At 67.9% G+C, this 25,193-nt stretch carries 27 protein-coding genes and 1 pseudogene; 12 read left to right on the top strand and 16 right to left on the bottom strand.

Features of this window, described 5'->3' with window-relative positions:
• Positions 1–82 precede the first annotated feature (82 nt).
• Entirely contained in the window at positions 83–223 is a 141-nt protein-coding gene (locus IG62_RS47140; protein ID WP_158795018.1) for a hypothetical protein, read from the top strand.
• A gap of 178 nt (positions 224–401) precedes the next feature.
• Here IG62_RS47140 and IG62_RS47145 read toward each other — a convergent pair whose 3' ends face one another.
• Positions 402–539: a hypothetical protein gene (locus IG62_RS47145; protein WP_158795019.1), complete on the bottom strand. Its 138-nt coding sequence runs from the start codon at positions 537–539 to the stop codon at positions 402–404.
• 45 nt (positions 540–584) lie between these two features.
• Between IG62_RS47145 and IG62_RS0110860 the strand changes: the two genes are divergently transcribed.
• The 6 genes from IG62_RS0110860 (at position 585) to IG62_RS0110890 (ending at position 6,425) form a co-directional block, all read left to right on the top strand.
• Positions 585–1,136, top strand: a complete 552-nt coding sequence (locus tag IG62_RS0110860) for a YncE family protein (RefSeq protein ID WP_030800331.1) — start codon at positions 585–587, stop codon at positions 1,134–1,136.
• Positions 1,137–1,586: 450 nt separating this feature from the next.
• A complete protein-coding gene (locus tag IG62_RS0110870; RefSeq protein WP_158795020.1) occupies positions 1,587–1,763 on the top strand; it encodes a hypothetical protein in 177 nt (58 codons plus the stop codon).
• A gap of 292 nt (positions 1,764–2,055) precedes the next feature.
• Positions 2,056–3,072: a GlxA family transcriptional regulator gene (locus tag IG62_RS0110875; protein WP_199812446.1), complete on the top strand. Its 1,017-nt coding sequence runs from the start codon at positions 2,056–2,058 to the stop codon at positions 3,070–3,072.
• Positions 3,069–4,781: a thiamine pyrophosphate-binding protein gene (locus tag IG62_RS0110880; RefSeq protein WP_030800339.1), complete on the top strand. Its 1,713-nt coding sequence runs from the start codon at positions 3,069–3,071 to the stop codon at positions 4,779–4,781. The genes IG62_RS0110875 and IG62_RS0110880 overlap by 4 nt, the downstream gene beginning before the upstream one ends.
• Complete coding sequence (locus tag IG62_RS0110885; protein ID WP_030800346.1) at positions 4,753–5,406, top strand: SRPBCC family protein; 654 nt, start codon at positions 4,753–4,755, stop codon at positions 5,404–5,406. Before IG62_RS0110880 ends, IG62_RS0110885 begins: the two co-directional genes overlap by 29 nt.
• Positions 5,403–6,425, top strand: a complete 1,023-nt coding sequence (locus tag IG62_RS0110890) for a 3-oxoacyl-ACP synthase III family protein (RefSeq protein WP_030800349.1) — start codon at positions 5,403–5,405, stop codon at positions 6,423–6,425. The genes IG62_RS0110885 and IG62_RS0110890 overlap by 4 nt, the downstream gene beginning before the upstream one ends.
• An 18-nt stretch (positions 6,426–6,443) precedes the next feature.
• Here IG62_RS0110890 and IG62_RS44450 read toward each other — a convergent pair whose 3' ends face one another.
• From IG62_RS44450 to IG62_RS0110935, 11 genes and pseudogenes are all read right to left on the bottom strand, one after another.
• Positions 6,444–6,821: a hypothetical protein gene (locus tag IG62_RS44450; RefSeq protein WP_199812449.1), complete on the bottom strand. Its 378-nt coding sequence runs from the start codon at positions 6,819–6,821 to the stop codon at positions 6,444–6,446.
• 315 nt (positions 6,822–7,136) lie between these two features.
• Complete coding sequence (locus IG62_RS47150) at positions 7,137–7,487, bottom strand: hypothetical protein (RefSeq protein ID WP_158795021.1); 351 nt, start codon at positions 7,485–7,487, stop codon at positions 7,137–7,139.
• A gap of 142 nt (positions 7,488–7,629) precedes the next feature.
• On the bottom strand, positions 7,630–9,069 hold the full coding sequence (locus tag IG62_RS0110900) for an MFS transporter (RefSeq protein ID WP_234326388.1): 1,440 nt from the start codon (positions 9,067–9,069) through the stop codon (positions 7,630–7,632).
• A gap of 899 nt (positions 9,070–9,968) precedes the next feature.
• On the bottom strand, positions 9,969–10,622 hold the full coding sequence (locus IG62_RS43155) for a hypothetical protein (RefSeq protein WP_051797886.1): 654 nt from the start codon (positions 10,620–10,622) through the stop codon (positions 9,969–9,971).
• A 523-nt stretch (positions 10,623–11,145) separates the two neighbouring features.
• Positions 11,146–11,595 (bottom strand): hypothetical protein, encoded by a 450-nt coding sequence (locus IG62_RS43160; RefSeq protein WP_051797888.1) that lies wholly within the window; start codon positions 11,593–11,595, stop codon positions 11,146–11,148.
• Between the two features lie 48 nt (positions 11,596–11,643).
• Positions 11,644–12,375, bottom strand: a complete 732-nt coding sequence (locus IG62_RS0110915) for an MFS transporter (RefSeq protein ID WP_030800356.1) — start codon at positions 12,373–12,375, stop codon at positions 11,644–11,646.
• Positions 12,354–12,872 (bottom strand): MFS transporter, encoded by a 519-nt coding sequence (locus IG62_RS0110920; RefSeq protein WP_078871924.1) that lies wholly within the window; start codon positions 12,870–12,872, stop codon positions 12,354–12,356. Before IG62_RS0110920 ends, IG62_RS0110915 begins: the two co-directional genes overlap by 22 nt.
• The gene (locus IG62_RS47755; protein WP_078871925.1) at positions 12,869–13,723 is read right to left on the bottom strand and encodes a thioesterase domain-containing protein; all 855 of its coding nucleotides are present in this window, start codon (positions 13,721–13,723) and stop codon (positions 12,869–12,871) included. Before IG62_RS47755 ends, IG62_RS0110920 begins: the two co-directional genes overlap by 4 nt.
• 19 nt (positions 13,724–13,742) lie before the next feature.
• Positions 13,743–15,479, bottom strand: a pseudogene (locus IG62_RS41625) (non-ribosomal peptide synthetase); the annotation flags it as partial.
• 9 nt (positions 15,480–15,488) lie between these two features.
• Positions 15,489–15,722, bottom strand: a complete 234-nt coding sequence (locus IG62_RS43165; protein ID WP_030800361.1) for a hypothetical protein — start codon at positions 15,720–15,722, stop codon at positions 15,489–15,491.
• A 252-nt stretch (positions 15,723–15,974) separates the two neighbouring features.
• Entirely contained in the window at positions 15,975–16,376 is a 402-nt protein-coding gene (locus IG62_RS0110935; protein ID WP_030800363.1) for a nuclear transport factor 2 family protein, read from the bottom strand.
• A 314-nt stretch (positions 16,377–16,690) separates the two neighbouring features.
• Between IG62_RS0110935 and IG62_RS0110940 the strand changes: the two genes are divergently transcribed.
• Both IG62_RS0110940 and IG62_RS0110945 read left to right on the top strand, forming a co-directional pair.
• The gene (locus IG62_RS0110940; RefSeq protein ID WP_030800365.1) at positions 16,691–17,191 is read left to right on the top strand and encodes a MarR family winged helix-turn-helix transcriptional regulator; all 501 of its coding nucleotides are present in this window, start codon (positions 16,691–16,693) and stop codon (positions 17,189–17,191) included.
• On the top strand, positions 17,182–18,438 hold the full coding sequence (locus IG62_RS0110945; RefSeq protein WP_030800368.1) for an MFS transporter: 1,257 nt from the start codon (positions 17,182–17,184) through the stop codon (positions 18,436–18,438). The genes IG62_RS0110940 and IG62_RS0110945 overlap by 10 nt, the downstream gene beginning before the upstream one ends.
• A gap of 298 nt (positions 18,439–18,736) precedes the next feature.
• Here IG62_RS0110945 and IG62_RS47155 read toward each other — a convergent pair whose 3' ends face one another.
• The 3 genes from IG62_RS47155 to IG62_RS0110960 all read right to left on the bottom strand — a co-directional run bounded on the left by IG62_RS47155 (position 18,737) and on the right by IG62_RS0110960 (position 21,012).
• On the bottom strand, positions 18,737–19,144 hold the full coding sequence (locus IG62_RS47155; protein ID WP_158795022.1) for a hypothetical protein: 408 nt from the start codon (positions 19,142–19,144) through the stop codon (positions 18,737–18,739).
• Positions 19,141–19,650 carry a site-specific integrase gene (locus IG62_RS48475; RefSeq protein WP_324604617.1) on the bottom strand — a complete coding sequence of 170 codons (510 nt, stop codon included), beginning with the start codon at positions 19,648–19,650 and terminating at the stop codon, positions 19,141–19,143. Before IG62_RS48475 ends, IG62_RS47155 begins: the two co-directional genes overlap by 4 nt.
• A 759-nt stretch (positions 19,651–20,409) precedes the next feature.
• Positions 20,410–21,012 carry a DUF6000 family protein gene (locus tag IG62_RS0110960; RefSeq protein ID WP_030800371.1) on the bottom strand — a complete coding sequence of 201 codons (603 nt, stop codon included), beginning with the start codon at positions 21,010–21,012 and terminating at the stop codon, positions 20,410–20,412.
• Positions 21,013–21,363: 351 nt separating this feature from the next.
• Here IG62_RS0110960 and IG62_RS0110965 point away from each other — a divergent pair, with 351 nt between their 5' ends.
• The 3 genes from IG62_RS0110965 to IG62_RS0110975 all read left to right on the top strand — a co-directional run bounded on the left by IG62_RS0110965 (position 21,364) and on the right by IG62_RS0110975 (position 24,616).
• Positions 21,364–22,965: an ISL3 family transposase gene (locus IG62_RS0110965; protein WP_030800373.1), complete on the top strand. Its 1,602-nt coding sequence runs from the start codon at positions 21,364–21,366 to the stop codon at positions 22,963–22,965.
• 58 nt (positions 22,966–23,023) lie between these two features.
• Positions 23,024–23,458 carry a hypothetical protein gene (locus IG62_RS0110970; protein WP_030800375.1) on the top strand — a complete coding sequence of 145 codons (435 nt, stop codon included), beginning with the start codon at positions 23,024–23,026 and terminating at the stop codon, positions 23,456–23,458.
• 417 nt (positions 23,459–23,875) lie between these two features.
• Positions 23,876–24,616, top strand: a complete 741-nt coding sequence (locus tag IG62_RS0110975; RefSeq protein WP_030800378.1) for an alpha/beta hydrolase — start codon at positions 23,876–23,878, stop codon at positions 24,614–24,616.
• A gap of 10 nt (positions 24,617–24,626) precedes the next feature.
• Here IG62_RS0110975 and IG62_RS47760 read toward each other — a convergent pair whose 3' ends face one another.
• Positions 24,627–25,166 (bottom strand): DUF6082 family protein, encoded by a 540-nt coding sequence (locus tag IG62_RS47760; RefSeq protein WP_051797892.1) that lies wholly within the window; start codon positions 25,164–25,166, stop codon positions 24,627–24,629.
• Positions 25,167–25,193: the final 27 nt, after the last annotated feature.

A 25,193-nucleotide genomic window follows, 5' to 3' on the forward strand; every position in this document is an offset into this window, starting at 1 on the left:
CCAGGTCGAACCGTTTGTTCATGTCGAGCAGGGACTGGGCGGGAACCTTGGCGAGACAGCAAAGAACGTCAAGCAGACCGGGGTGGACAAGCCTGTGGCATCCCTCAGAGGAAGCCGGGATCACTCGGCGAAGACGAAACGGCAGCAGAAGCTCGCGGAGAAGGTGGACATCGTCAAGAACGAGAGGAAGGACGACGAGGGCGGCGCGGACGCGGAAACCTGAGCCACGAGGCCGGCTCTGCCCGCCGCCTCGGCATTGCTCCACAATGAGCACGGCCGATGGCCCCGTAGGAAACGGGGCCTCAGCCGACACGCGCCTCGCCACGCGATTCACGAACGGGCCTGTTCAGAGTTTGGCCCCCAGTTGCTGCTGAACCGGAGCCACTCCCCGGTCGCTTGGCTCATTCCTGGAGCGTGGCGTGCAGGGCTTGCTCCCAGGACGGCGATGGGCCCTGGACGGCACCTTCGAGCGGATGCTCCGGGCCGCCCAGTCCCAGGCGGACGCGGCCGGGGACCAGCCCCCGCATGTACTCCAACACCCGCCCACGCGGCTCCGACCAGCGGAAACACCGTCGGAACCGTGCATGCAATGCGTCCAACACGGCAGCCCAGCCGCGGACTTCATCAACCGCGGCTTCCCCGCCTACGCACCATCAGCGAGCCTGAACCACACACGTCTGTTCGCCATCGACCTGAAGAAGAAAGAGAAGGTGCGGATCATCGATGGCCTGGGGGAGCAGGCGTCAGGGGTAGCGTTGGTGCTGGACGAGAACGGCAACGCGCGCAAGGCGTACACCGGCCACTGGTGGGCGGCCGGGGACCTGTACGAGATCGACCTGGCCGGTCCCACCCGTAATGCGGTGACCACAGCCGACAACAGCCCCGGGGTGGCGGTGGACGGCGCGGGCACGGCATACGTCGCCGACCACATTGCCGACACCCTCTACAAGGTCGACCTGAAGAGTCGCAGCCGACGCGAAGCGGTCAAGTCCACCAAGGGCGCCTTCTCCCCATTCGGCATCGCGTTGGACAGCGACAACGGTGTGCTCTACGTCAGCACCTATGAGGGCCAGCTGTGGCGGTTCTCCCTGAGCATCCTCCAAAGCCCCGAGCTGATCGAAATCGAGACAGCGTAGGGCGAAGACAGCGTAGGACGCATCTCATGGCGCCACCGCATTACCGAGGATTCTCGAGGATTTCGGTCTCCTTGCCGCAGCGACCAGAAACGGCATTGCCGGCGACGCAGAACCTGATCACGACGCTCATACCATCGGGGCTCGGTGGGACGGTCGCGGTAGCTGCCGATACGTACGGCGACGACCTGCATGGTGGTCTTGTGGGCGTAGAGGTGGCCCAGGGCTTCGGCGGTGACCTTGGCTACGGCGTAGAGGCTGTCCGGCGTCAGCGGCGCGGGCGGAGCGCCGACGGGGTCAGGACGGTGGCGTGGTGGCTGCCGGCCAGCACCACCCGCGGCACCCGCTGGTGGCGCACGGCCTCCAAGACGTGGTGGGTGCCGGTGAGGTTGTGCTACACATTCTCGGCGAACGGTCCCTCCTGGGTGATCCCCGCGAGTTCCACCGGCCGTGATGCTGCTGATCACGGGGCCCGCCGGGACCATCGGCACCCGGCTGGCCGCCGACGGCCTCGACGCCATTGAGACCAAGGACACCCAGCGCAGCAAGACCGTCGAGATCACCGGCCTGAACGACCCCAGCGCCCAGCTGCACGGCACGCTCAGCGGCGAACTCGCAGCCAGCCGTTGACACCGGCGTCGACCACCCTCCGGTGGCACTGCGTCCACGTCGCCGCTCACCACGTGGACCGCGCTGATTCCAGCCCGCGTCCGCCCGTGCACGCTGTCCGGGTGCCGGCTGTGGGGCGTTGACAGCCGGGTCCCTTGAGCGCCCGCCGGCGGTGACATGCCTCACGTTCGTGTACGCGGGTGGCTTCCCCTCCCCTGGTCCCCGGCGTGTGCAGGCCATTGACCGACGATGTGGCAGTAATCGTCAACAGACTGTCATTGCGGCCGTCGTGGCCCGCATACAGGCTGTGATCGTGATGCAGCGACGTGTTGTGGTGGTGGTCTACTCCGACGTGCAGGCGTTGGACGTCTCAGGACCTATCGAGGTGTTCGACACGGCCAACCGGCTGTTGTCCGAACGGGATGGCGGCTACCGGATCGAGTGTGTCTCCGCCGAGGCACCATGGGTGCGGACCACTGCGGGGATGATGATCCAGGCCGCGCCGATGGCCACCGGGGAGGGGCCGATCGACACTCTCCTCGTCCCGGGCGGGTGGGGGCTGAAGAAGGCGCTGGCGGACCGGGCCCTGGTTTCGTGGATAGGGCAGGCCGCCGGCCGCTCGCTGCGGGTCGCATCGGTGTGCGGTGGGGCGTTTCTGCTGGCCGAGGCGGGCCTGCTGGGCGGGCGGCGGGCCACGACTCACTGGGCCTACTGCGAAGAGATGGCCCGGCGCTACCCGGATGTGAGGGTGGACCCTGGTCCGATTTTCGTGTGGGACGGCCCGTACGTGACCTCCGCGGGGGTGTCCACCGGCATCGACATGACCCTGGCTCTGGTGGAGGCGGACCATGGTGCTGCGTTCGCGCTGGAGGTGGCCCGGTACCTGGTGCTGTTCTTCAAACGGCACGGCGGACAGGCGCAGTTCAGCGCGATTCTTGATGCCCAACTCGCCGACCACCTGCCGATCCGGACTGCGCAGGAATGGATTCTGGACAACCTTGAACGGCCGCTGTGTGTGACCGAGCTGGCCCAGCGGGCCAACATGAGTCCCCGCAACTTCGCCCGGGTGTTCCGGGCCGAAGTGGGCACGACACCGGGCCAGTACGTCGTGCAGCTGCGCATTGCCCGTGCCCGCAAGTTATTGGAGACCACCGACTTACCCATCAGCCAGGTTGCCCGGCGTTGTGGTTTCCCTGCCGTGGAGACATTCCTGCGCGCCTTCGGCCGCGCTGTGGGCCTCACCCCCGGCGAGTACCGGCAACGCTTCCAGGCCCTTTCGCCGTCCGGAGTCCTCATCAATCCCGACAGGGCGGAGGCGAGTTCGGTATGACCACCGCTGTTCGCGTTCGCGTTGCCGACTACCTGGCAAAGGAATTGAGCCGGGCCGGGGTCAGCCACGTCTTCGGTGTCGGCGGGGCGAACATCGAGGATCTGTACGACGCGATGCACGCCACCGCCGGTCTGCTCCGCCCCGTCGTGGCGAAGCACGAGTTCTCCGCCGGCACCATGGCCGACGGGTACGCCCGGGTCACAGCGCGGCTCGGTGTCGTCGCCGCCACCTCGGGCGGCGGTGCGATGAATCTGGTGCCCGCATTGGCGGAGGCGCACGCCTCCCGGATCCCGGTGCTGGCTCTGGTGGGACAGCCACCCACCGGTCTTGAGGGACGAGGGGCGTTCCAGGACTCCAGCGGAAAGGCCGGTTCCGTCGACGCGCGAGAGGTGTTCGGGCCCGTCTCCCGCTTCTGCGCCCGGGTCACCGACCCTGACTCGATCGGGGAACTGCTGGCACATGCCGTCGCGGAGGCGCAGTCCGACCCCAGGGGCCCGTCGGTGCTGTTGCTGCCCAAGGACGTACAGCAGGCACTCATCACACCTGGCCGTCGGCACGAGAAGTTACCGGCACCGCCGGTGTTGCGGCCGGATGCATCGGCCATGGACGGCGCGGTGGAATTGCTGCGCGGCGCCGATCACCTCCTGCTCATCGCCGGTGAGGGCGTGGCCGCCGCCGACGCCCGAACGGAGCTGGCCGCCGTGGTGCGGCGCCTGGGAGCCTGCGTGGCAGTCACCCCGGACGCCAAGGACGTGTTCGACAACCACGACCCCCAATTCGTGGGAACTGCCGGGGTGATGGGGCATCGATCCGTGGCGGCCTGCCTGCGCCGGTCCGATGCCTGTCTGCTGGTCGGCACCCGGCTGCCGCTCATGGCGAGCGGCGGGCTGGAGGCGGCCCTGGCCGGCACACCGGTGATCTGCGTCGATCCGGAGCCGCCGTTCGTGCCCGGCATCTCGCTGCGGGGCGGCCTGCGCGACACGCTGCGTGAGCTGTCCGGCCGGCTGGACCCGCGTCCGCGCACGGTCGGCCGGCACGGGGAGCCCACCCCGCTTCCCATTCCGTCGCCGGGCGGCTTCGCTGCGTCCTCCGCACAGGCCCTCACCGCGATCGAGTCGGCGCTGCCCTCCGACGCTCACGTCTTCGTGGACGCCGGCAACGTCGGGGCCAGCGCCATCCACCTGCTCCCGGCACCGCGATACGGCCGTTTCGTGGTGGCGGTGGGCATGGGTGGTATGGGCTACACCTTCGGCGCCGGCATCGGTGCCGCGCTCGCCACAAGACGCCGCACCTACGTCATCGCCGGGGACGGGGCGTTCTTCATGCACGGAATGGAAGTGCACACCGCGGTGGAGCACGCCGCGCCCGTCACATTCGTGATCCTCAACAACAACGCACACGCCATGTGCGTGACCCGCGAGGAGCTGTACCAGGGCGGCGCCCGTAGCGACAACGTGTTCCTGCCGGCCGATATCGCCGCCGGAGCTGCCGCCATGTTCCCGGCTCTTGAGGTGACGCGTGCCGAAACCGCGGCGCAATTGCGTCAAGCCCTGGTGCAGAGCAACGAAGGCAGCGGACCAGCCCTCGTCGCCATGGATGTCGACCGGCGCGAAGTCCCCCCGTTCCTTCCCTTCCTGACCGCCCTCGGTCAGGACCAGACCCATGGCAAGGAGACCGAAAATGACCGCGGCCCCGTCCACGTTGGCTGACATTCCGGGACTGATACGAGTGGAGAACACCAGCCCGGAGCAGTTGGCGGCGCACTGTGCGGAGATGACCCGCGAGGCTTACCCCCACCAGCAGGTCTACGGTCGGTACTGCACCATCGAGGAGTACGTCGACTGCCCTCCGGCCCAGGTGTACGACTATCTGCGCCAGGGTCACCACCTGGAGGAATGGACCTGCAGTCTGCGCGGCTTCGCACCGGCCCAGACCCCGGGGCTGTGGGTCGGCCGCGATCTGCTGGAGGAGAACACCAGCATCTACTGCAAGGTAGTGGCCAGCCCTGATGCGATGACGGTGGACTACCACTGTGCATGGGACCAGGGCGAGCAGCTCTGGATGATCTACCTGATGCGGGTGGTCCCGGCACAGCTGGTACTCGACAAGCCGGGCTCGTTGATCACATGGACCAACTGCAGGCACCCGTACTACGAAGCCAACCCGTACCCCGACCGGGCTCCGCGACCCGGCCGGCGCTGGGTCGGCGAGTACTGGGATCTGTTCTACGCCGGACACACCCTGGAGATGCGAAACCTCAAGGCGATCCTGGAACACCGCCACGGAAGCGGCCGGCCCGTCAGCGTCCTCCCTTCCACCGCGGTGACGCAGTGACCACCGTCAGCCTCACCGATCTCGCCGGCTACCTGCCCGGCGACCCGGTTCCGGCCGCCTTCTACACCGACCATCCGGGAGCGGAGGACAGGCTGCGCGACAGCCCGATGTTCAAGGTCCCGCCGTTCCGGCATCATGTGGCTGCCGACGAGACCAACGTGGACATGATCGAGCGTGCGGTCCAACCACTGATCGAACGGCACGGCCGGGACGAGATCCGTGGCGTGGACGTCCTGCTCGTCCACAGCCAGCTCCCGGATGTACCGTTCGTCGGCGCCGGTACCGAAGTTGCCAGGCGACTGGGGCTCGCCCCCGAGTGGCTGGTCGATGTGTCCAACGCAGGCTGCGCATCCTTCATCCACATGCTGCGCCTGGCCCGCCAGATTCTGGCCGGCACGGACGCGACGTCCGCCCTGATCTGCAACGCACAGACCGCCGCAGGCCAGTTGTTCACACAAAGCCGGGTACGCAACCTCGCCCAGGCGGCCATCCCGGGCGACGGCTGTGGCGTGGGATACGTGACGACATCGGCTGCCGCCCCGATCCTGAGGGTGGAGACCCGGCACATCGGCCGGTACGCCGGCGACATGACCATGGTGCGTGACGATGACCGCAAGTACTGGCAACCCGGCGAGGCACAGCTGCGGATCGGCTTCACCGACGCGGGCGTGGCGAAGGTACTGGAGCGCGGCAACCGTCTCGTCCCCGAGGTGGTCACGGACCTGTGCCGGCGGATCGGCAAGGAGACCGCCGACATCGATGTGCTCGTCACCAATCAGCCGAACCAGACGTTCTTGCGGAACTGGCGGGACGCGCTGAACCTGTCGCCCGAGCGACACCCGGACACCTTCCACCGATACGGCAACCTGTTCGGCGCGGCGATCCCCATCACCTTGGACCACGCCATCCGCTCGGGGCAGGTCCATGACGGTGCCCTGGTGGTACTGGGCGGATTCGCGCACGCCGGTGACTTCGCCGGAGCGGCGGCGATCCGGTGGAACGGCGGAGGCGGACGATGACCCTGAACCGCCTGGTGCTCAACGAAAGCCCGTATCCGCCGCTGCCGTCCGTACGCGAGGCCATGGCGCGTGCTGTCGCGCAGGCCAATCGGTACCCGAATTCCATCCCCACCGGCTCACCGAGCGGATTGCCCAGTGGTGCCAGGTGCCGGCCGCATGCGTCGCGGTGGGCATCGGATCGGTGGGCGTGGCACTCCAACTGCTGCAGACGATGATCCGGCCCGGCGACTCCATGGCATACGCCTGGCGCACGAAGGGGCCCAGCCACAGCACATGCGGATTCGCGCTGCCGCCGGCGCCCGCGTAGTCGCCGTGCCCGGAGAAGAGATGGGTGAAGGTCACGATCAGCCAGCGGAAGGCGATCGAGCCGAGCCCGGCGCCCGCGCCGACTGTCACGGCGAGGACCGGCAGCCCCCGGAGCGTTACGCACGCGCGCCAGGGAAGACGGCGGCCGTATCGCGACGGTTGATGGTTCCAGGACGGAGTCGGGAGAACCCACTGCGTCGATCCCACGGCCCGCCGTCGGGAGGAGATCGCCGCCATTGTGGGCCGTGCAAGCCTCTCACAGCTCAGAGAGGCGGACTGTCCGTCCAGCCCAGCGGGTAGGGGCGCAGGGTGTCGAGGGCCGCGCGCCAGCAGCCCCACTGATCAGGGTCGGCGAGGTCCTCGACGCCCTCGCCCAGACCTCCCCCGGGGCTTACCCGGGACGAACTACGAGAAGCAGCTCGGCATTTCGAGCGCGCTACTCGCCCCCACAGCCGCGCCGAGAAGAAGGAGGGCGGCGAAGCGGCTCGTGGTGCCTGCTGGCTCAGCAGGGAGGACGTGAGCTGGGGCAGTGGTGTTCGGTGGCGGAGCTGATTCCTGTTGCTGTTTCACTCCAGGAGTCCGGAAGCAAGGGGTGTTGACGGAGAAGACAAGGTGGGTGGACGGCATGTAACGCTGTGCTGACACGAAGAGGTTGTCTTCGCCGCCCTTGGCGTCCATCAGTGCCCACGGCTTCTTGGTTCTGTCCTCTCGATAGCCGCTGACTTTGTAGCCCTGAGTCTCCAGCTTCTTGCGCATGGCACGGATGGCTTTACCGTGCTCGGCCTCAGGAAGGGTGCCCGTACCGCGTAGGTCAGGTCGAAGTGGCCGTCGTCGGCGGACTCGCCTTCCTTGCCGAAGCAGTGAGGAAACTCCTTGTGCACAGTCTTGCCGTCGGCCTTCAGGTTGTATTCCTGGGCCAGCGAGTCACCCGCACCACGCTGTCCGTCGCCGAAGGCTCCGGCTCTTGCGGCCATCGAGCGGTCGGGCAGCGCCGGATCCACATCCACAGGGCCAGCAGGAGGCAAGCCGCCAGGCAGCCGGCTCCCGCCACGGCCAGGGGGCCGTTGTCTCCAGTCGTCGTGGTGCCGCCGGGGTCGGCTGCGGGGCCTGCGGCGACCACGCCCAGCCCGGCCGCGACGGTGATGACCGTCTTGGTCAGGCCGGATGCCTCACCGGCGCGTTCGGGCCGGATGACGCCCTGGGTGGCGGTCAGCGTCAGGGCGTTGCCGACGCCGAGCGCCGCCCCGCTAGCGGTGACCGCAGCGAGATACGGCGGCAGGCTGGAGACGAACGCCGCGCCCAGCAGGACCACCGCGCCCACTCCCAGGCTCGTCGCCATCACCGGTACGGCGCGTTCGCTGGTCACCCGGCCCGCGAAGGGCCCCGCGGCGGCCATGGCCGCCGCGGGGGCAATGAAGGCCACCCCGGCAACCAACGGCGTCAGCTGCTGGCCCTCTTGAAGGGAGAGGGGTACGACGAAGAGGAACACCACGGTCGCGGCGTTGGCCACCGCGCCCGCCGCGGTCAGCGCCACGAAGGCGCCGTTGCGGAACAGCGCGGGGCCGATCAGAGGGTCGGCCGTGCGGAGTTCGATCCATACGAAAGCCATCAGCGCCAGCGCCACCAGGCACAGTGCGCCAAGGCCGGCGGGGGATGCCCAGCCCCATACCGGGCCACGGTCGATGAAGAGGGCCAGGGCCGCGATGGCGGCGGTCCCGGTGACCAGACCCGGCCAGTCCACACGCCCGGAGACCGTGGTGTCCCGCGACTCCTGGGCCCGGCGGGCGCAGAACGCAGCCACCACACCCAGTGGCACGTTGAGCCAGAACACTGCCCGCCACGACACCATTTGGGTCAGGGCGCCGCCGACGAACGGGCCGCAGGCGGTGGCCAGTCCGCCGATGCCCAGCGCCCACCCCGTGGCCCGGCCGCGCACGGCGGGCGGGAATACGTTCGTCAGGAGCGCCAGTCCGGCCGGCATGATCAACGCGCCGCCCGCGCCCTGAACCACGCGGGCCGCCACCAGCACCGGCAGTGAGGGCGACAGTGCGCACCAAAGCGACGCCAGTCCGAACAGCGCCAGTCCCGCGATCAGCAGGCGGCGGCGGCCGAACAGGTCGCTCATCCGGCCCGCGCCCAACATGAGTGTGCCGCACGACAACAGGTACGCGCTGACCGCCCACTGCAACTGCCCGGTAGATACGCCGAGTTCAGCCTTGATGTGCGGCAGGGCCAGATTCAAGGCGAACGAGTCAAGCTGGATGCAGAAGACACCCAACGCGACCGAGACCAGCGCCCAGCGGGCTCCGCTTCGCCCCTCGGCTTCCCACACAGTCACAGCACTCCCTTCCCGTCGCCTGGCCAGGCGGCGGCGTCATCTCATGAACGTCTCTGGTTGCAGGGGTGGGGGATTGCTTGCGCCGGAAGGGGCTGCGCTCAGGAGGGCTGGCCCAAGAAGGGACAAGGGGCTTAAAGCCGTGCGCGGAGCCTGCGCGGGAACACTCGCCGAGACTCAGGGAGTCGCAGACGCTCAAGGCGCCATAACGCGAAAGCGGGGGCGGGCCAAGGCAGTGATGCCTCAGTCGCCGATGTCCCGGCTCAGCGAGGTGATTTCACTGTACAGCAAACCTTGTGCAGTGTCATGACCCACCACCGTCCGGAACGATTCAGCCACCAATACCGTCCGACGGCCCCGGAACTGGCAGCCTCAAAGATCAGTTACGGGAGAGCCCGCCTCATCGGGCCGGCCCTTGCCTCGCAGACCCGCTACAACCCGGGGGCACGGTCCCCTGAGCGCCTTTCAGGCTGCCTCTCGGCGGAGGGTCCGGAGAGACGTACAGCGAAGACACAGGCAACGCAGCGGTCGCAGAGGAAGCCTGTGAGCTCCACGCTGAAGCCATGGGAATTTGCAGCGACTCCAAAGCGCTCGCGCTCTCAGGCAATCTCCCTCAGGGAACAGGTGAGCGCTTTTCCAAAGCCTTTCATGCCCCCAAGGGCAGAAGCATCAGTGTCGACGTTTCAGCATCGTTTGCCTTGGGCGACAGCGACCCAAGTCTTGAGACCTTTGGTGTTGAGCTTTTTCAGTGCTGCTCGATATCTGATTCGAGGCTAGCCGACCAGTTTATCGGGGACATCTGCAATCCTTCCTCAGCCACACACATTCGCTTTAGCCACACACTCACAGACGAATGCACGCTCTCCACGACAGTGGGTAGCGATTTTGTCTATTACCTCAGACTATTCATAGCACACCAGCCAGCCGATCTTCTCTGGGTAGGCGTCGAGGTACTCCTGCCGCTCTTGCTCAGAAAGACTCGCCCACCACTTGGCGTTCTCCTTCGGGTCCTTCTTCGAGGGTATGGCGCCCTCATCGAGCTGGGAGAAGCCCGCGACCTCCCGTGCGGCGTCCTTCGCCGTCTGGGCGCCGTAGTCCTTGTCGAGAGTGAAGGCGTCGATCTTCTGAAGGAGCTGCATCCCCTTCCAGTCAGCGGTACTGGCGTCGTCGAGGCCGTACTGGATTTCGTTCTGGTAACCCTCCATCACCGCGACGCGCACGGCCTGACCTTCCTGGGTTTCCTCGTCGGCGTTGCCGGTGGGGCAGGAGCTGTTGTCCGTGACGTTGCCGTGGTCATCGACGGTGAATCCGTCGGCCTCGGCTATGCGCACACTTCGGCGCAATTGGTCCTGGGCCGACTTCATTTCGACGTGGACGGTGTCCAGGATAGCGGCGATGGAGGTGACGTCGGACTGCGCGGTGCCGAGCTGGGTCTCACTCGCCTCCATCTTCATGAAGGCGTAGTGGGAGTCCGTCCCCTGCCACTCACTCGCGTGCAGCGGGCCAGTCACCTTGTGCCGGTGCCGGACCTGGGCCTCCTCCAGCGACTCTGCCACCAGGGGCTTGGTCCGCGGGTTGCCAGGAGTGTTCCAGTTCGCTGGCCTCCGTGCGTAGATGCCGCCACCCGCTGACGGTCAAGCGCGCAGGATGGAGATCGGGCACCTCAAAGCACCCGGTCAGGTGCAACACAGTTGACTGCACTCTGGGGAGGGGGCCTCGCCCAACCCCCGCCTCGTGACCCAGGGATGCCTCAACCCCAATCCCCCGCCCGCAGTAGCCGCTGAGGTTCCTCCAACCTTCTTGAGGACGAACGTCCGCGGCACGCAGACCCTCCTCGACGACCGCGATGCGGCGCGGCGCGGCGCGGCGACGGAACGGTTCGCGGAGCCCGGGCTCATCAATCGGGCAGTGGGCGTTGCCGCGGCGCCGGCAGGGTCGGCTACTCCCAGTGGTAGCGGTCACGGTGGCGGACGGCAGCCGCGCCGCGTACGAGGCGATCGCCGACGCGGCGCGGCTGCGAGAGCTCGCGGTGCTGCCGAGTGAGGAGCACGGCACGTCGGCGTGCCGGGCCCCGCACCCCTACACGCGGAGCAGGCCGAGACAGCGGTGCAGCCATGGGGCCGTAGCGAAGACGAAGAGGCCGAAGGCGAGCAGGACGACGACGTCGGCCGCGCCCGCGCCGAGGCTGCTGTGCCGAACTCCGTATACCGCGTAGAGGTTCGACGCCAGGTCCGCGAGCATCGTCAGGCAGGTGAGGTACAGCCCGGTCCGGCACCCTTTCAGGAGCAGGGCTCCGGAGAGCGAGTCGAAGACGATCAGCGAGTTCCAGAAGCCGTTGAGCCACAACGGCGCCCAGGCGCGGGAGCGGAAGCCCCACAGGACGAGCTCGACCAGGTGCACGCATGCGCCGTACAGCATGGCCGCAGCGATGAGGGCTGCGACGGCGCGGGGGGCGGGCGGGAGCAGGCTCAGCCCCCGCAGGCGCGTGCGCCACCACGTCCTGCCGCTTCGACTGCTTCGCTGGTCCACCTGTGCCGACTCCTCCTTCTGTCCCTGCTGCTGTCCCGGTCCCGCTGGTCACGCCGGATCGACCTCGTGGACCGGCTCGCGCGATGCCTCATCCACTGCCGCCCACCGCTGTTCTGGGCGTGTGAAGAGATACCCGGCCGCCACGAGGACCACCGACGCCATCGCCACCAGGACCGCCTTGAAGTTGACCACAGCGATGAGGCCGGCGCCGGAGGCCATGGCCAACATCTGCGGCAGGGTCATCATCACGTTGAACCCGGAGTAGACCCGGCCGACCAGCTCCGGGGCGGTGCAGCGCAGTCCGACCGTGGTCAGGCCGACCGCGATCCAGGGCATGCTCGCCCCGCACAGGACCATGCCGGTCGCGACGGCCGGGAGGGCGGGAATGGTTTCGAGGAGGGCTCCCACGGCAAACGCCGCCATGCCGAGGGCCACCAGTATCCCCTCACCGATGCGCCGCCCGATGCGGGCAGCGGTCAGGCCGGCCGCAATGGCACCGGCGCCCTGCCCGGCGAGCAGCACCCCCAGGAAGGTCGGGGGCCGTCCGAGGCCCTCGTCGACAACGGCGAGCCCGACCGTCTCGGCAAGCCCCATGGCGACCATGGTCAGCGCGCACGCGACGGCGAGCTGCCGCAGCACGACCGTCCTCGCGAGGTGCCTGACCCCCTCGGTGATCTCCCGGTGCCAGCTGTCGCCGCTGCGCTCCGGGGCGCTCTCGCGGAACCGGACCGCCGTCAGGAACGCGACGGCGGCCAGCATCAGGACGATGTTGGCGGCCACGACGGCCTGCGCGCCGAAGGCCGCGAAGAGCCCGGCCCCGGCGATCGGGAGATCAGGCGAAGGCCCTGCTTGACCGTCTGCGTCAGTGCGTTGGCGTCGGCGAGTTGGCCCTCGGGCACGAGGACGCGCAGGAAGGCCGCCTGTGCCGGGTCCACGAAGCTGAACGAGAGTCCGTACAGCAGCATCACCAGGTAGATCAGCCAGATCTGCCCGCTGTCCTGGACCAGGAGCAGCGACGACACCACGGCGGCCGTACCGAGGTATAGGCCCATGAGCAGAGGGCGTCTGCGGTACCGGTCGGCGGTCGTGCCGCCGACCGGTGCGCAGAGCGTCCCCACGATCACGAGGAAGAAGGTGAACGCGGCGGCGGAGTTGCTGCCCGTCAGCTCCTTGACCCAGATGCCCGCCACAAGCCAGAGCATCGTGTCACCGAGGATCGCGCAGAGCTGTCCCAGAATGAACCACCGGACAGTGCGCTCGGCCAAGAGCCGTCTCATGCGTTGTGCTTCCCTTCCGACTTTCTGAGCTGTTGCGCGTCGTTGCCGAGGGCCTCAGCAAGCACCGGGCCGAGTGCTGCGACGGCCTTGACGCCGAGCAGGTCGGCATGGCGGCAGTCGATGTGGTGTTCAGCGGTCGCGCCCGCCACATACGGCTGCCAGGCATCCAAGGCCGTGACCGCGTCGTCCGGGCGACCGCGTGTCGCGGTGACGAACAGGACGTCGCAGTCGACGGTGCCGGGCGTGTGGGTACGGATCAGGCGGCTGCTGTGCACGGCAGTGTCGAGGACGGCAGCCACGGTCTCCTCACCGCGCTTGAGCCGCTGGGCATGTTCCTTGCACAGCAGCGCGAGGATGTCCCGCCGGTCCGCCCTCCGCTCCACGAGCTCCCGCACCGCGCTCCCTGCGCCGGGCAGCAGCGCCGCGAGCACTTCGTCCTCGGCCTCAGCGTCGAGGGTCGCCGGGTCCTTGACGATGTCGTCGGCCGGATAGGAGTCGAGTAGCGCGAGAAACGCGACCTGCTGCCCGTCCTTCTCCAGGAGCCGGGCCATGGCGTGCGCTACGGTGCCGCCGAGCGACCAGCCGAGCAGGTGGTACGGGCCTTCCGGCTGTACCTCCCGAATGCGGGCGACATAGTCCCCGGCCATCTCCTCGATGGAGGCGGGCCGGGCGTAGGGCTCGGTGATGCCGCGTGCCTGGAGCCCGTACAGCGGGCGCTGTGGGCCCACGTGTCCGAGCAGAGCCGCGTAGTTCCAGCTCAGCCCGAGGACGGGGGGGCACGCAGAAGAGCGGGGCCGCGCTGCCGGTGGTGCGCAGCGGCAGCAGCGTGTCGAGGGCGTTGTCCGGTGCACCTTCGCCCAGCCGTGCGCTCAGCCCGGCGACGGTCGGGGTCTCGAACAGCGCGCGCAGGCCGAGTTCGCCGCCGAATGTCTCACGCACCGCGCTCATCAGCCGCACCGCGAGCAGCGAGTGCCCGCCGAGCGCGAAGAAGTCGTCGTCGAGCCCGACCTCCGGAACGCCCAGTGCGTCGGCGAAGAGGGAGCACAGCACCAACTCCTGCGGGGTGCCCGGCATGCGCCCTGCCGGGCCGACCGGCAGGGCGGGCGCGGGCAGAGCCCGCTTGTCCAGTTTTCCGTGGTGCGTAGTCGGCAGGGCATCGAGACGTACGAACGCGGAGGGCACCATGTAGTCGGGCAGCTGTCCCACGGCGTACGCGCGCAACGCCGCCGCGTCCCACTCGTCCCGCTCCAGCACGACATACGCCACCAGGCGCTTGTCCCCCGGCCGGTCCTCACGTGCGATGACGGCGGCCTGCAGCACGTCCTCGTGGCGCAGGAGAACTGCTTCGATCTCGCCGGGTTCGATGCGGAAGCCGCGCAGCTTCACCTGGTCGTCGGCGCGGCCGACGAACACCAGCTGGCCGTTCCCGCCCCAGCGCACCAGGTCGCCGGTGCGGTACATGCGCGCGCCCGGGACGAAGGGGTCGGCCACGAAACGCTCGGCGGTCAGGCCGGGGCGATCGATGTATCCGCGCGCCAACGCCTCACCCGAGACGTAAAGTTCACCCACGACCCCTCGTGGCGCCAGCCGCAAGTGCGAGTCCAAGACGTACAGGTGTGTGTTCCACACCGGGCAGCCGATCGGGACCGTGCCGACCTCGACGCCCGTGCCGGTGCCGAAGGTGACCTGGATCGTGGTCTCCGTCGGCCCATACAGGTTCACCGGCGCCACACCCCACACCTCGGCCGCAGCCGCTGCCAGCGACGTCCGCAGCGGCTCACCACCGACGAACACCCGCCGAAGTGAAGCCACTTGAGCTGCCTGTGGTACCTCCAGAACCGCCGTGAGGAGCGTGGGTACGAACTGCGCCACCGTCACCCTCTGATCCAGCATGAACGCGACCAGCCGCTCCGGATCCTTGGCCACCTCGTCACCAGCCACGCATACCGTGGCCCCCGACACCAGCGGCAGCCACGACTCCCACACCGCCGCATCAAAGCCCGGCGACGTGCGCGCCAGCACACGATCCCCCACACCCATGCCGAACTCGGCCCGCATCCAGGACATGTGATTCACCGCGCCCCGCTGGGTGACCACCACGCCCTTCGGGCGCCCCGTGGAGCCGGACGTATAGATCACATAGGCACCGTCTCCGCCCGCCATGGCTGGCAGATCAACTTCCTCGACCCTGCTCTGGTCCAGAGGGACTTGGGTGAGTCCGGATGGCACCAACTCAGCCGTCTTCCCCACCACAACCACCGCGGTCGGCCCGGCCTCACCCAACACCGAGGCGATGCGCTCCGCAGGCAGTCCGGCGTCGCACGGCAACCACGCCGCCCCCGACAACGCCACGCCCACCTGTGCCACCACCCAGTCCACAGACCGGGGCACCACCACACCCACCACACGACCAGCACCCGCATCGCAGGCCGCCAACCGGGACGCCAGCGCTCCGGCCTCCTGCCACAACTCTCCATACGAGAGTGTGGACTTGCCATCCACCACAGCCACCGCATCCGGGTCCGCCTCGACCTGCTCCCGGAGCAGCGACACCAACGTCGCCCCCTCCGGGACAGTCACCTCGCGGCCCTGTCCGGCGGCGAGCACACTCTGGCGCTAGCCGTCCGAGAGCACGTCCACGCCACTCACGGGCGCGTGCGGCCGCGCCACCGCGCCGGCCAGGAAGCGAACGAATGAATCGACCAGGGACCGCGCGGTGTCGGCGTCGAAGAGGTCGGCCGAGTACTCAAGCTCGCCGTCCAGACCCTGGCTCAGCGTGAACGACAAGTCGAACTTGGCGGCCGTGGCGGGAACCGGTTCGGGCCGGGCGGTCAGGCCGTACGTGTCCACAGAAGGGTCATTTCGAACACCGGGCGCACCCAGGCCGCCCGCAAACGCTCTCCCGAGGACTATGAATCACGCCCCCACGCCCGCACATCGGTCATTCCACCGATACGCGCTCTCTCAGTGGCGGGCTGACGCCTACGCGCTCACAAGGCGTTCATGGACCGCGACCTGCCGGAGGGCGATAAGAGGAGTTCTTGGACTTCAACAACGTGACAGGCTGGCTGGTCACCCGGCTGATCCGAGCGAGGGCAGGAATCAGGCTCCGGCGATGGTCCGGCCCGGCATCGGCTCCGCGAGCGCGGCCCGCAAGGCCGGCGCGCCGAAGGGGTCGGCGAAGTACTGCGTCTCGTGCACCACGTGCTGGTCGGTGAATTCCATGATGCTCACCGAGTACGAAGGCACACCGTCGTAGGTGATGAGGCATTCGCTCACCCACAGATTCGCATGGCCGGTGATCCGCTGGACGGTGAAGTGCCGGTCGGCCGGGTGCCCGCCGCGTTGCGCCGAGATCGTCGCTCGGCCCCCGAACCGCTCACCTGACTGCGGATAGTCCAGGATCGCGTCCGTGGCGTAGATGGCGTGCTCGGCTTCGGCGTCCCCGCGTTCCCAAGCCCGCCAATGCTCCTCGATCGCGGCCCTCGTCAGGGAGTCAGACATCCATGGCACCGCCCTTCCGTAGCGGTGACAGCCTAGGCACTCCGGGCCACAGCCGGCCCGGAGCCAGACGGACCTGGGCTGCCAAGTCCTCCCTTTGGCCGGATCACAGGCGGGAGCCCTCCACCGTAGCAACGGCCGGTAGCCCTCCACAGTGGCAACGGCGTCGAGTGACCGGCACCCTGCTCAGCCCCTCTTCGATATCGACCGCCAACTCCCTTGAGGTCCTCGTCGCCAGCCGGAAGACAGCAGAAGCAACCGCTGAAAGCAATGGCTGAAGCAACAGCACTTATATAAGCGCTGTTACGATGCGACGCATGGCCGACAACCATGCACGCGACCCGACGCAGCAGAGCCTCTGGCGGTCCCTGCGGCTGGTTCAGGCATCCATAGACGCCGACATCGCCCGGGTCTACTCCGAGCAACAGATCGAGGGGCTCAAGCCCAGCTTCGTCATGGAGTTGCTCCGGCTTCACGCCTGCGGACCCATGACCATCGCGGAACTGGCCGAGTCGGTTCAGCGCACGCATTCGGCGCTCAGCCAGAAGGTCGCCGCGATGCGCACGGCCGGCTGGGTCCAGACCGTCGTGGGCGACGACGCACGCACCAGGAAGGTGACGCTCACCGACAAAGCCCGCAGCGTCGTCGGTCGCCTGGCGGCGGAATGGCGGGCCACCGAGGCCGCCCTCGCTGACCTGGAAGCCGAAATTCCCTACCCGCTCTCCCAGGCCGTCACCGACATCGAGCGGGCCCTGGAGCACAAGAGCTTCCACGACCGGATCGCCGAGAAGCTGGCCAAGGATCCCGCATGGGACTGAAGCGCACGCTGATCGACGTGACTCCGTTACGGTCGTCACCGCCGTTCCGACGGTTGTGGGTCGGCCAGACCCTGTCCGGTTTCGGCAGCCAGATGACGCTCGTCGCCGTCATGTTCCAGGTCTGGCAGATGACGAAGAGCCCCACGTGGACGGGTGCCGTCGGGCTGGCCCAGGCGGTTCCGCTCATCGCGCTCGGACTGTTCGCCGGATCGCTCGTCGACCGGGTGGACCGCCGGAAGTTCTACCTGCTCACGACCAGCGGACAGGCCGTGTGTTCGCTCCTCCTCGCACTCCAGAGCTTCCTCGGGCACGTCCCTGCTGCCGGCGTGCTGGGGCTCGTCGCACTCCAGTCATGCTGCGTCGCCGGCGGCGGCCCGGCCTCGCGCACCTTCCTTCCGCGCCTTCTCCCCCAGCACCAACTGGCCGCAGGACTGGCGTTGAGACGCATCGCCTTCCAGGGCGCCATGCTGCTCGGTCCCGCGCTCGGCGGATTGATCGTGGGTGGCTTGGGAGTCGGCACCTGCTACCTGATCGACGCCTTGACGTTCGTCGCCGCGTTCTACGGTGCCTTCGGCTTGCCGCAGATGAACCCGGGAGACGAGCCCGCACGGCCCGGCCTGCGGGGGGTGCTGGACGGCCTGGCCTTCTTGGGCCGCACCCCCGTCATTCGCGGGGCCCTGCTCACAGACCTGGCCACCACCGTGTTGTCCATGCCCATCAGCCTGTTTCCCTTGATCAACGCCGAACGGTTCGGCGGCAACCCCCGCACCCTCGGACTGTTCCTCACAGCCATCGCCGTCGGCGGCGTTGCAGCGTCACTCTTCTCCGGAACCTTCACCCGACTCCCCCGCCCCGGCCTGGTCATGCTCGGCGGTTCCGCCACCTGGGGCGCAGCATTGACGCTGTTCGGCCTGTCACCTCACCCATGGAGCGGTTTGGCCTTCCTCGTCATCGCCGGCGCCGCCGACACCGTCTCCGTCATCTCCCGGAGCACCGTCGTCCAGACGCACACGCCCCACGAGCTACTCGGCCGCGTCGGCGCAGCGGAACAGATCGTCGGGCAAGCCGGACCCGACATCGGCAACATGCGCGGCGGCCTCGTGGCAGATGTCACCTCGGGAGCAGCAGCCCTCGTCAGCGGTGGCCTGCTCTGCCTCGGCGCCGTAGCTGTGGTAGCCGCCACGACGGCAGACCTGCGCAGTTCCTCCACGTCCCGCTCCGCCCACACAGCCTCGGCCAGCCCATAGGCCCGCGCACGAGCGCCGGACCCGGTCGAACAGTGAGGCGTCGAGATCCTCCAGATGCGGGCTCCGGTTGAGGAGAAGCAGTTGGCAGACGACCATCGGCAGCAGCGTGTCGTCGTCCTGCCCCAGTTGATAGCCCCAGGACGCGAATACCGCGCGGATGCGGGCAATCTCGCTGCTCACCAGGCCGCGTCCAAAGACCCGCCAGGGCAGGGTGAGTCGCTGGAAGCTGCCGAGTCGGTGGAATTCGTTGAAGGGGCCCAACAGGTAGGCGTGCGCCGCGAGATATGGGCGGACCTCGTCATTGACAGTCCAGGACGTGCTGGTGGAACTCGGTCTGGTTGCGGCCGAGCAGATGGATCCACTCCTGTGGGGTCCATCCCCAAAAGGTTCGGCCGGTCTCCGTGCAACGTGTCAGCAGCACACCGATCACGTCGAGCATGGCGCGCCGACGGTGCGGGGTGGGTGGCGAGTCCAGAGCGGCATTGACCGCCTCCAGCGGGGCCAGCAGACGGCGGATCACCCGCCAGCCGGCAGCGGACGGATCGTGGTCCTTAAGCCGGCGTAGATTCCGCACCCCGAGTTCGCTCACTGCCAGTGCCTCGGCGGGCCGGATCTCAACAGCAGTGTCGTAGTGGTCAGGGATGATCGGCCAGGACCAGCGTTCGGGCCCGTTCTCCGCAGGCAGGGCCAGCCGAGATGTACTCACCGTGCCACCTCCGGCGACGTGCCGTTCGGGGAGGCGAGCGCCTCTGTTCGCCACGCGTGGATGTGCTCCATTCCGCGGGCGAGATTGTCGGCCAGGTCCCGGCCGGAGAGGTGGATGTACTGAAGCGTGGAGTCGGTGTGACGGTGGCCGGCGAAGGATGCGATCGCGTGCAACTCCCAGCCCATCCGGGCCAGATCGGTCAGACACAGGTGCCGGGTGGTGTGCGTGGAGAACCGCTCGACACCGGAGGCCAGGGCGAGCTTGCGGACCACCTTCGACCAGGTCCACAGACTCAGCGGCTGGGCGTGATTCCGGCGCGATTCCGACAGGAACAGCGGTCCGCGAGCCCGGCTGATCCGGGTGCGGTGGGCGAGGTAGTCCGACAGCAGAACCCCCGTCGGTGCCGAGTAGGGCACCACCCGCTCCAGCCGGTTCTTCGTCGTTTCCGCCCGTATCCGCAGCGTGCGGTGGGCTGGATCGACGTCGTCGGTCCGCAGCGAGCACAGTTCTCACGGCGCAGGGCGGCGTCGTAGGCCAGGGCGAGCATCACGCGGTTGCGTATCGGCTCGTGCTTGGCGACCTCCAGGACACTCAGCCACTGCTGTTCTCCGGGAATCCACGGCAGCTTCGTCAGCCGAGGCATCAGGCCGCGCTGCTGACCACCACTGCGTCGGCCGGGGGTGTACCGACCGCGGCCGAGGGGGTTGGCATCACGCAGCCCCTCTTCCATGAGGAAGTCGTAGAAGAGGCGGACCGGCACCAGCCGCTGCTGGATCGTCGCGTTCGCCAGTCCCGCCCCCGAGTCGATCGAGATCACGTTCGCACCCCGGCGGTGCGGCCGCGAGCTCAACTCCCTAACGTAGACGGCGATATCGGCGCGGTTCGCGGCGACCGGGTCGACGCCCTCCCGCTCGCACATCAGCAGGTACTCGGCCAGTCCCCGGCCGTAGGCATCGATCGTGCGTGGCGCACGCCCGAGATCCGTCCAGACCGTCAGCCAGGACGCTGCCTGCTCGTGCCGACCGAGCACCGGCCACTTCTCCGTGAGCACCGTCGTGCCGCTCAAGCCATCTCCCAAGTTCGTAGCTACACCAGGGAGACATGATCACCCCGGCAGATTCCACGTGACTTTTAAGATGCTCAAGCGCCAGATGTTCGGGCGAGCAGGCTTCCAACTTCTCCGCAAGCGCGTCCTACTGGCATGACGGAGGGGCGCCGCCAAGGACGACGAGCCAGAGCCTTCGACGCGAACAAGACCAATGGGGTCAGGTGTCGGCGCATTCGTCGATGACGGCGCAGGCGAGGCGAATGCCGCCCAGGTAGGTGGAGATACCGTCATCGCCGTGCATGTGGGGCGCGTCCTGGAACCACTGCGGCCACAGGCCGCCCTCCTGGAGGAAGTGGCTGGCCCGGTCGCTGTGCAGGACGGAGTCGGTGTATGCCAGGGCACCCATGGCTGTCGGCTGGTCGTAGGCGAGGTCGGGCCGATGCAGGTAGCGATCCAGGTAAGCGGCGAGCAGGTCGGCGTCCCGTGCGGTGCCGAAACTCGCCAGCGCCACGCAGTAGGCCCCACCCGCGCAGCAGACCTCGCTCTCTAGCAGCAGTGCTCCCAGACGCTCGCGGAAGTGGTCACGGCGCGAGACGGCGGCGAGCCATGCCGCGGTGCGCCGCTCGCGCCAGCTGCCCTCGAAGAGGATGTTGAGCTCGACGTCGGTAACAGCCCTCGCATCACGGGCCAGGGCATGAACGAACGGCTCGTACTCCTCGCCCGGCATGCGAAGTACCGCTCCGCCAAGCTTCAGGTAGCGGCGCGCCGGGAGGCAATAGCGGCGGTACAGAGCCTGTATCTCGGGGTCGTGGCGGATCACCACCCCATCCTCTCGCGAGGAGCACGCAGTTGAGGGCGTGGGGCGCAACAGGCCTGCAGTGTCCACGAGACGGGTGGGACGCCACCTGTGATCCAGGTCGGGTGAGCAGGGTTTCGACAGCACGCAGCGTTACTGTCCACAGAAGATGAGCCAGAGCCCGAGGACCGACAGCACCTGTACACGAGTTTGGGCGTCGTCAGCGGTGGGTCGTGTTCGATGTTCATGAGAAACGGTTCTGGCTCAATTTCCGTGACCTGCGCACGCTGAGTCACGGTTCATGGTCGTGTTGGGCTCGTGAAAGTCGCCCGAAAATGATCAGTGGTGACCTCGGATACCTGACAGTTCGGGTCCGTGGAAGAAGTGGGCCTCCGGCTGGAGGAGTTGCTGTTCCCGTCGATCGCGGACGTGTCGGTGGTGTCGGTGGACGTGAGCAGCGAGACGATACGAGTCGAGGCCCGCAGGACAACGACCGGTTCAGCGTGTTCGGGCTGCGGGAGCTGGTCGATTCGGGTTCATAGCTCCTACCTGCGGTTTCCTGCGGATGTCCCCAGCGCGGGGCGCCGCGTGGTGCTTTGTCTGCGGGTCCGTCGCTTCGCCTGCCTCGTCGCTTCGTGCGGGCGACGGACGTTCGTTGAGCAGGTGCCGGGATTGACCCGGAGGTATGGCCGGTGGACCGAGCGTCTGCGTTCGACGCTGGTGGCGATCGGCCTCGCCCTGGCCGGCCGGGCGGGAGCTCGGATGGCCGGAGTCTTTGGGGTGTCCGTCAGCCGCAGCACGGTGCTGCGGCTCGTCGAGGCGCTGCCCGAACCGGATCTGCCAGCCCCGAGAGTGGTCGGCGTCGACGAGTACGCGACGCGCAAAGGCCAGCACTACGGCACGGTGCTCGTCGATGTCGAAACGCGACGGCCGGTGGACCTGCTGCCAGACAGGGAGGCATCGAGCCTGGCCGCCTGGCCGGCCAAGAGGCCAGCGATCGAGGTCGTCTGCCGGGACCGGGCTCCCTTCTTCGCCGAAGGCGCCGCCATCGGGGCACCGCAGGCGGTGCAGGTCGCGGACCGCTGGCACCTGTGGCACAACCTCAGCGAAGCCGCCGAACGGTGCGTCGCCGACCATCGGGGCTGCCTGCGAGGCATGGCACCCGAGCCATCCCAGCAGGTCAAAGAACCAGAAGAACCAGCGGACCCCACTGGCTCACCGTGGCCCACCGGCCACCGGTTCGCCGACAGAACCCGGTCTAACCATGCCGCCGTCCACACCCTGCTGGCGGCTGGCCACAGCCGACGCGCGATCCAACGCCAGCTCGGGATGACCTACCGCACGGTCAAGCTCCTCGCCGACGCCACCACCCCGGAAGACCTCTTCCACGGCCAGTGGCAAGGTCGTCCCTCCGTCATCGACGAGTACAGGCCCTACCTGGACGACCGTTGGAACCAGGGCTGCACCAACGCCTGGAAGGTATGGGAGGAGATCGTGCCACTCGGCTACAAGGGTAGCTACCAGCGAGTTCGCGCCTACTTCCGCACCAAACGCCTTTCGGCCGATCCGGGCACCGCACCCCCGCCCTCGCCCCGCACTGTCGCCGGCTGGATCCTGCGCCACCCCGACTCCCTCTCCGAGGTCGATCAGCTCCGGCTCAAGGCCGTCACGGCCCACTGTTCCGAACTGGAAGCCCTCGCCGGACATGTCCGCTCCTTCGCCCAGATCCTCACCGAGCGACAGGGCAAACGGCTGCCCGAGTGGCTCGACGCAGTCCGCCAGGACGACCTGCCCGGTCTCCACACCCTCGCCGCCGGCATCGATCGCGACCGGGCCGCGGTCATCGCCGGGCTCACGCTGCCCTGGAACTCGGGCGTCGTGGAAGGGCACGTCAACCGCATCAAGATGCTCAAACGCCAGATGTTCGGCCGAGCCGGCTTCGCACTCCTGAGGAAACGAGTGCTCCTCGCTCCATGACCGATGCCAACACGTGAAACGCTTCCGACAACGATCAAACCCACCGCAGGAGCCGCGAATGTCCAGGACCGCCGACATCGATCTCGAGTTCGCATGTGCCGTCACCGTAGACGCCGTGGTGCGAGCTCTGGCCGGTGAGGGGTGGTCGCTGCAGGAACCGCTTGGTATCTCCTACGTGGTCAACAACGACGACCTGTTCGACTGGCAGTCGGCTTCAACCGAGCAGGCAGCTGAGGTCCTGAGCTTGGTGGACTCACCGGCCAACGTCGACCACCACGTCGGTGTCTGCATCTATCACTCAACTGCGGAAACCGGTGGCCAACTGCTTTTTCATGCCGGCCGAACGCACTGTTCCTTCATCCCGACGATCGACCGGCGGAGCCTCTCGGGAGCACCAGCCCTCACGGACATGGCCTGGTATCTGAACGCACTGGTGCCGTCCCTGCTTGCCCTCGGGCTGGCCGGCTACGAAGCGAGAGACCTTGCTGACTGAGACTCGTTCGTCAGCAGCTCTCGGTCGACATCCGGGCAGCACGCGCATACGGAAAAGCCCTCGCTGCCTACCCAACCGGTGTCACTCACAGCCACGCGATCACGGAAATTGAGCCAGAGCCTGAGAAACGACAGCGGCAGTGCACCCCGCCGTCGCAGAGACGCCACTCGGGAAGCCGCGACGACACCGCGAGTAGCTCTGCGTAGTTCCTCCGTGGCATCCGGCCACGGAGCTCCGCGAAAACCCGTTGGCGGACCACGGCGACCACTGCTACTTTTCCGGAGGCCGTGCGAGAGACCGAGGAGGTGGTACCCGTGAACGCAGTATCGACATGGGTGCTCCCCTCCGGGGTCACGGTCGGACGTTAGACAGGTCGTCCGGGAGCGCCGTTCCAGCGCACTCCCGAAAGGCACGACCATGCACTTCACTTCTGAACAACGCCTTGATGACGGTGTCCTTGAGCGCGAATTCACCCTCGGCGGGATCCCAGGCATCCTGTGGACACCCGCGTCGGCATCCGCATCCGCATCGGTGCCGCTGATCCTGCTCGGCCCCCCGCCCCTCGGCCTGCGCAAGGTGTACCCCCGGCTGGTGGCCCGGGCCCGGCGCTCCGCGGCGGATGGCTTCGCAGCGGCCACCATCGAGCTCCCCGGGAGCGGCGACCGGCCCCGTTGGCCCGCCGCCGAGCAGGCCCTCGCCGACCTGCGCCGGGCGCTGGAGGCCGGCGAGCCGGTCGGCGACGAGATCGTCGACGCCCTCATCCTCCCGCTGGTCGACAAGGCGGTCCCGGAATGGCAGGCCGCCCTGGATGCCCTCCTTTCGCTGCCCGAGATCGGCGGCCCGGTCGGGTACTCGGGGGGAGTGATCTCCATCGGGACCCGGCTGGCGGTGGTCGAGCCGCGCATCGTGGCCGCCGGTCTGTTCGCCGGGAGTTTCGTGCCTCGCGCCATGTTCGAGGAGGCAAGGCAGGTCACCATTCCGCTGCATGTCCTGCTGCAGTGGGACGATGAAGGGAACGACCGCCAAGCGGCCTTGGACCTGTTCGACGCCTTCGGCTCCAAGAAGAAGTCCCTGCACGCCAACATGGGCGGGCACACCGGCGTCCCGCAGTTCGCGGGGGAGGTCGCTGCCCAGTTCTTCACTCGACATCTGAAGTGAGGCCGAGCCGTCAGACCGGCAGCGGACCGTAGTTGATGTCGGCCGGCATGCCGCTCATCGAGGGCAGGTCCCGGCCCAGCTCTCCACACCGCGGGCCCCTGCTGAACTCTGGACAGGGGCCCGTGCTGCCTGAAGTCATGAACTGTTCGATTTCTGCAGAGCTTCGGGCGCTGCCAAACCAGTAGTGCCGCCCAGCCTCTCCGGTGAACATCCCGGCCAGCATGTCCCGCAGGAGAGGCTCGCGAATGGTCCGGATTTCGAAACCCATCCACGCGTAGTTCATCATCAGATCGGCATAGACATGCCGCTTCTGCTCCTGAGGATCGGCAATGTCCGTGGCGCCCCAAACCGGCTGGTAGAACGCCATGTCATCAAGTTCCAGGCGGACCAGCTCAAGGTAGTAACTGCGAATCCCCTGGACCTGATCCGCCCTGGCCTGGCGGTTCTGAACAACCAACGAAGCAGCAACGCCGGCCAACGCGAGCGCCGAGACGATCGCCGACGTGAAGCCGTGCGCCGCGCCGACCTGACTCAACCTGTTCCAGTCCACCCGCCGTAGCCACTGTTCTTCCTAGGT

It is taken from the genome of Streptomyces sp. NRRL S-337, assembly GCF_000720175.1.
In the GTDB taxonomy this organism is placed as follows: Bacteria; Actinomycetota; Actinomycetes; order Streptomycetales; family Streptomycetaceae; genus Streptomyces; species Streptomyces siderophoricus.

Excerpts from the sequence above, each read along its gene's own strand:
- IG62_RS0110885 (WP_030800346.1), top strand. The coding sequence starts at position 4,753 with ATGACCGCGGCCCCGTCCACGTTGGCTGACATTCCGGGACTGATACGA.
- IG62_RS0110935 (WP_030800363.1), bottom strand. The coding sequence starts at position 16,376 with ATGTCTGACTCCCTGACGAGGGCCGCGATCGAGGAGCATTGGCGGGCT.
- IG62_RS0110860 (WP_030800331.1), top strand. The coding sequence starts at position 585 with ATGCAATGCGTCCAACACGGCAGCCCAGCCGCGGACTTCATCAACCGC.
- IG62_RS0110975 (WP_030800378.1), top strand. The coding sequence starts at position 23,876 with ATGCACTTCACTTCTGAACAACGCCTTGATGACGGTGTCCTTGAGCGC.
- IG62_RS0110880 (WP_030800339.1), top strand. The coding sequence starts at position 3,069 with ATGACCACCGCTGTTCGCGTTCGCGTTGCCGACTACCTGGCAAAGGAA.
- IG62_RS0110970 (WP_030800375.1), top strand. The coding sequence starts at position 23,024 with ATGTCCAGGACCGCCGACATCGATCTCGAGTTCGCATGTGCCGTCACC.
- IG62_RS0110945 (WP_030800368.1), top strand. The coding sequence starts at position 17,182 with ATGGGACTGAAGCGCACGCTGATCGACGTGACTCCGTTACGGTCGTCA.
- IG62_RS47150 (WP_158795021.1), bottom strand. The coding sequence starts at position 7,487 with ATGCGCAAGAAGCTGGAGACTCAGGGCTACAAAGTCAGCGGCTATCGA.
- IG62_RS0110940 (WP_030800365.1), top strand. The coding sequence starts at position 16,691 with ATGGCCGACAACCATGCACGCGACCCGACGCAGCAGAGCCTCTGGCGG.
- IG62_RS0110870 (WP_158795020.1), top strand. The coding sequence starts at position 1,587 with ATGCTGCTGATCACGGGGCCCGCCGGGACCATCGGCACCCGGCTGGCC.
- IG62_RS0110920 (WP_078871924.1), bottom strand. The coding sequence starts at position 12,872 with ATGAGACGGCTCTTGGCCGAGCGCACTGTCCGGTGGTTCATTCTGGGA.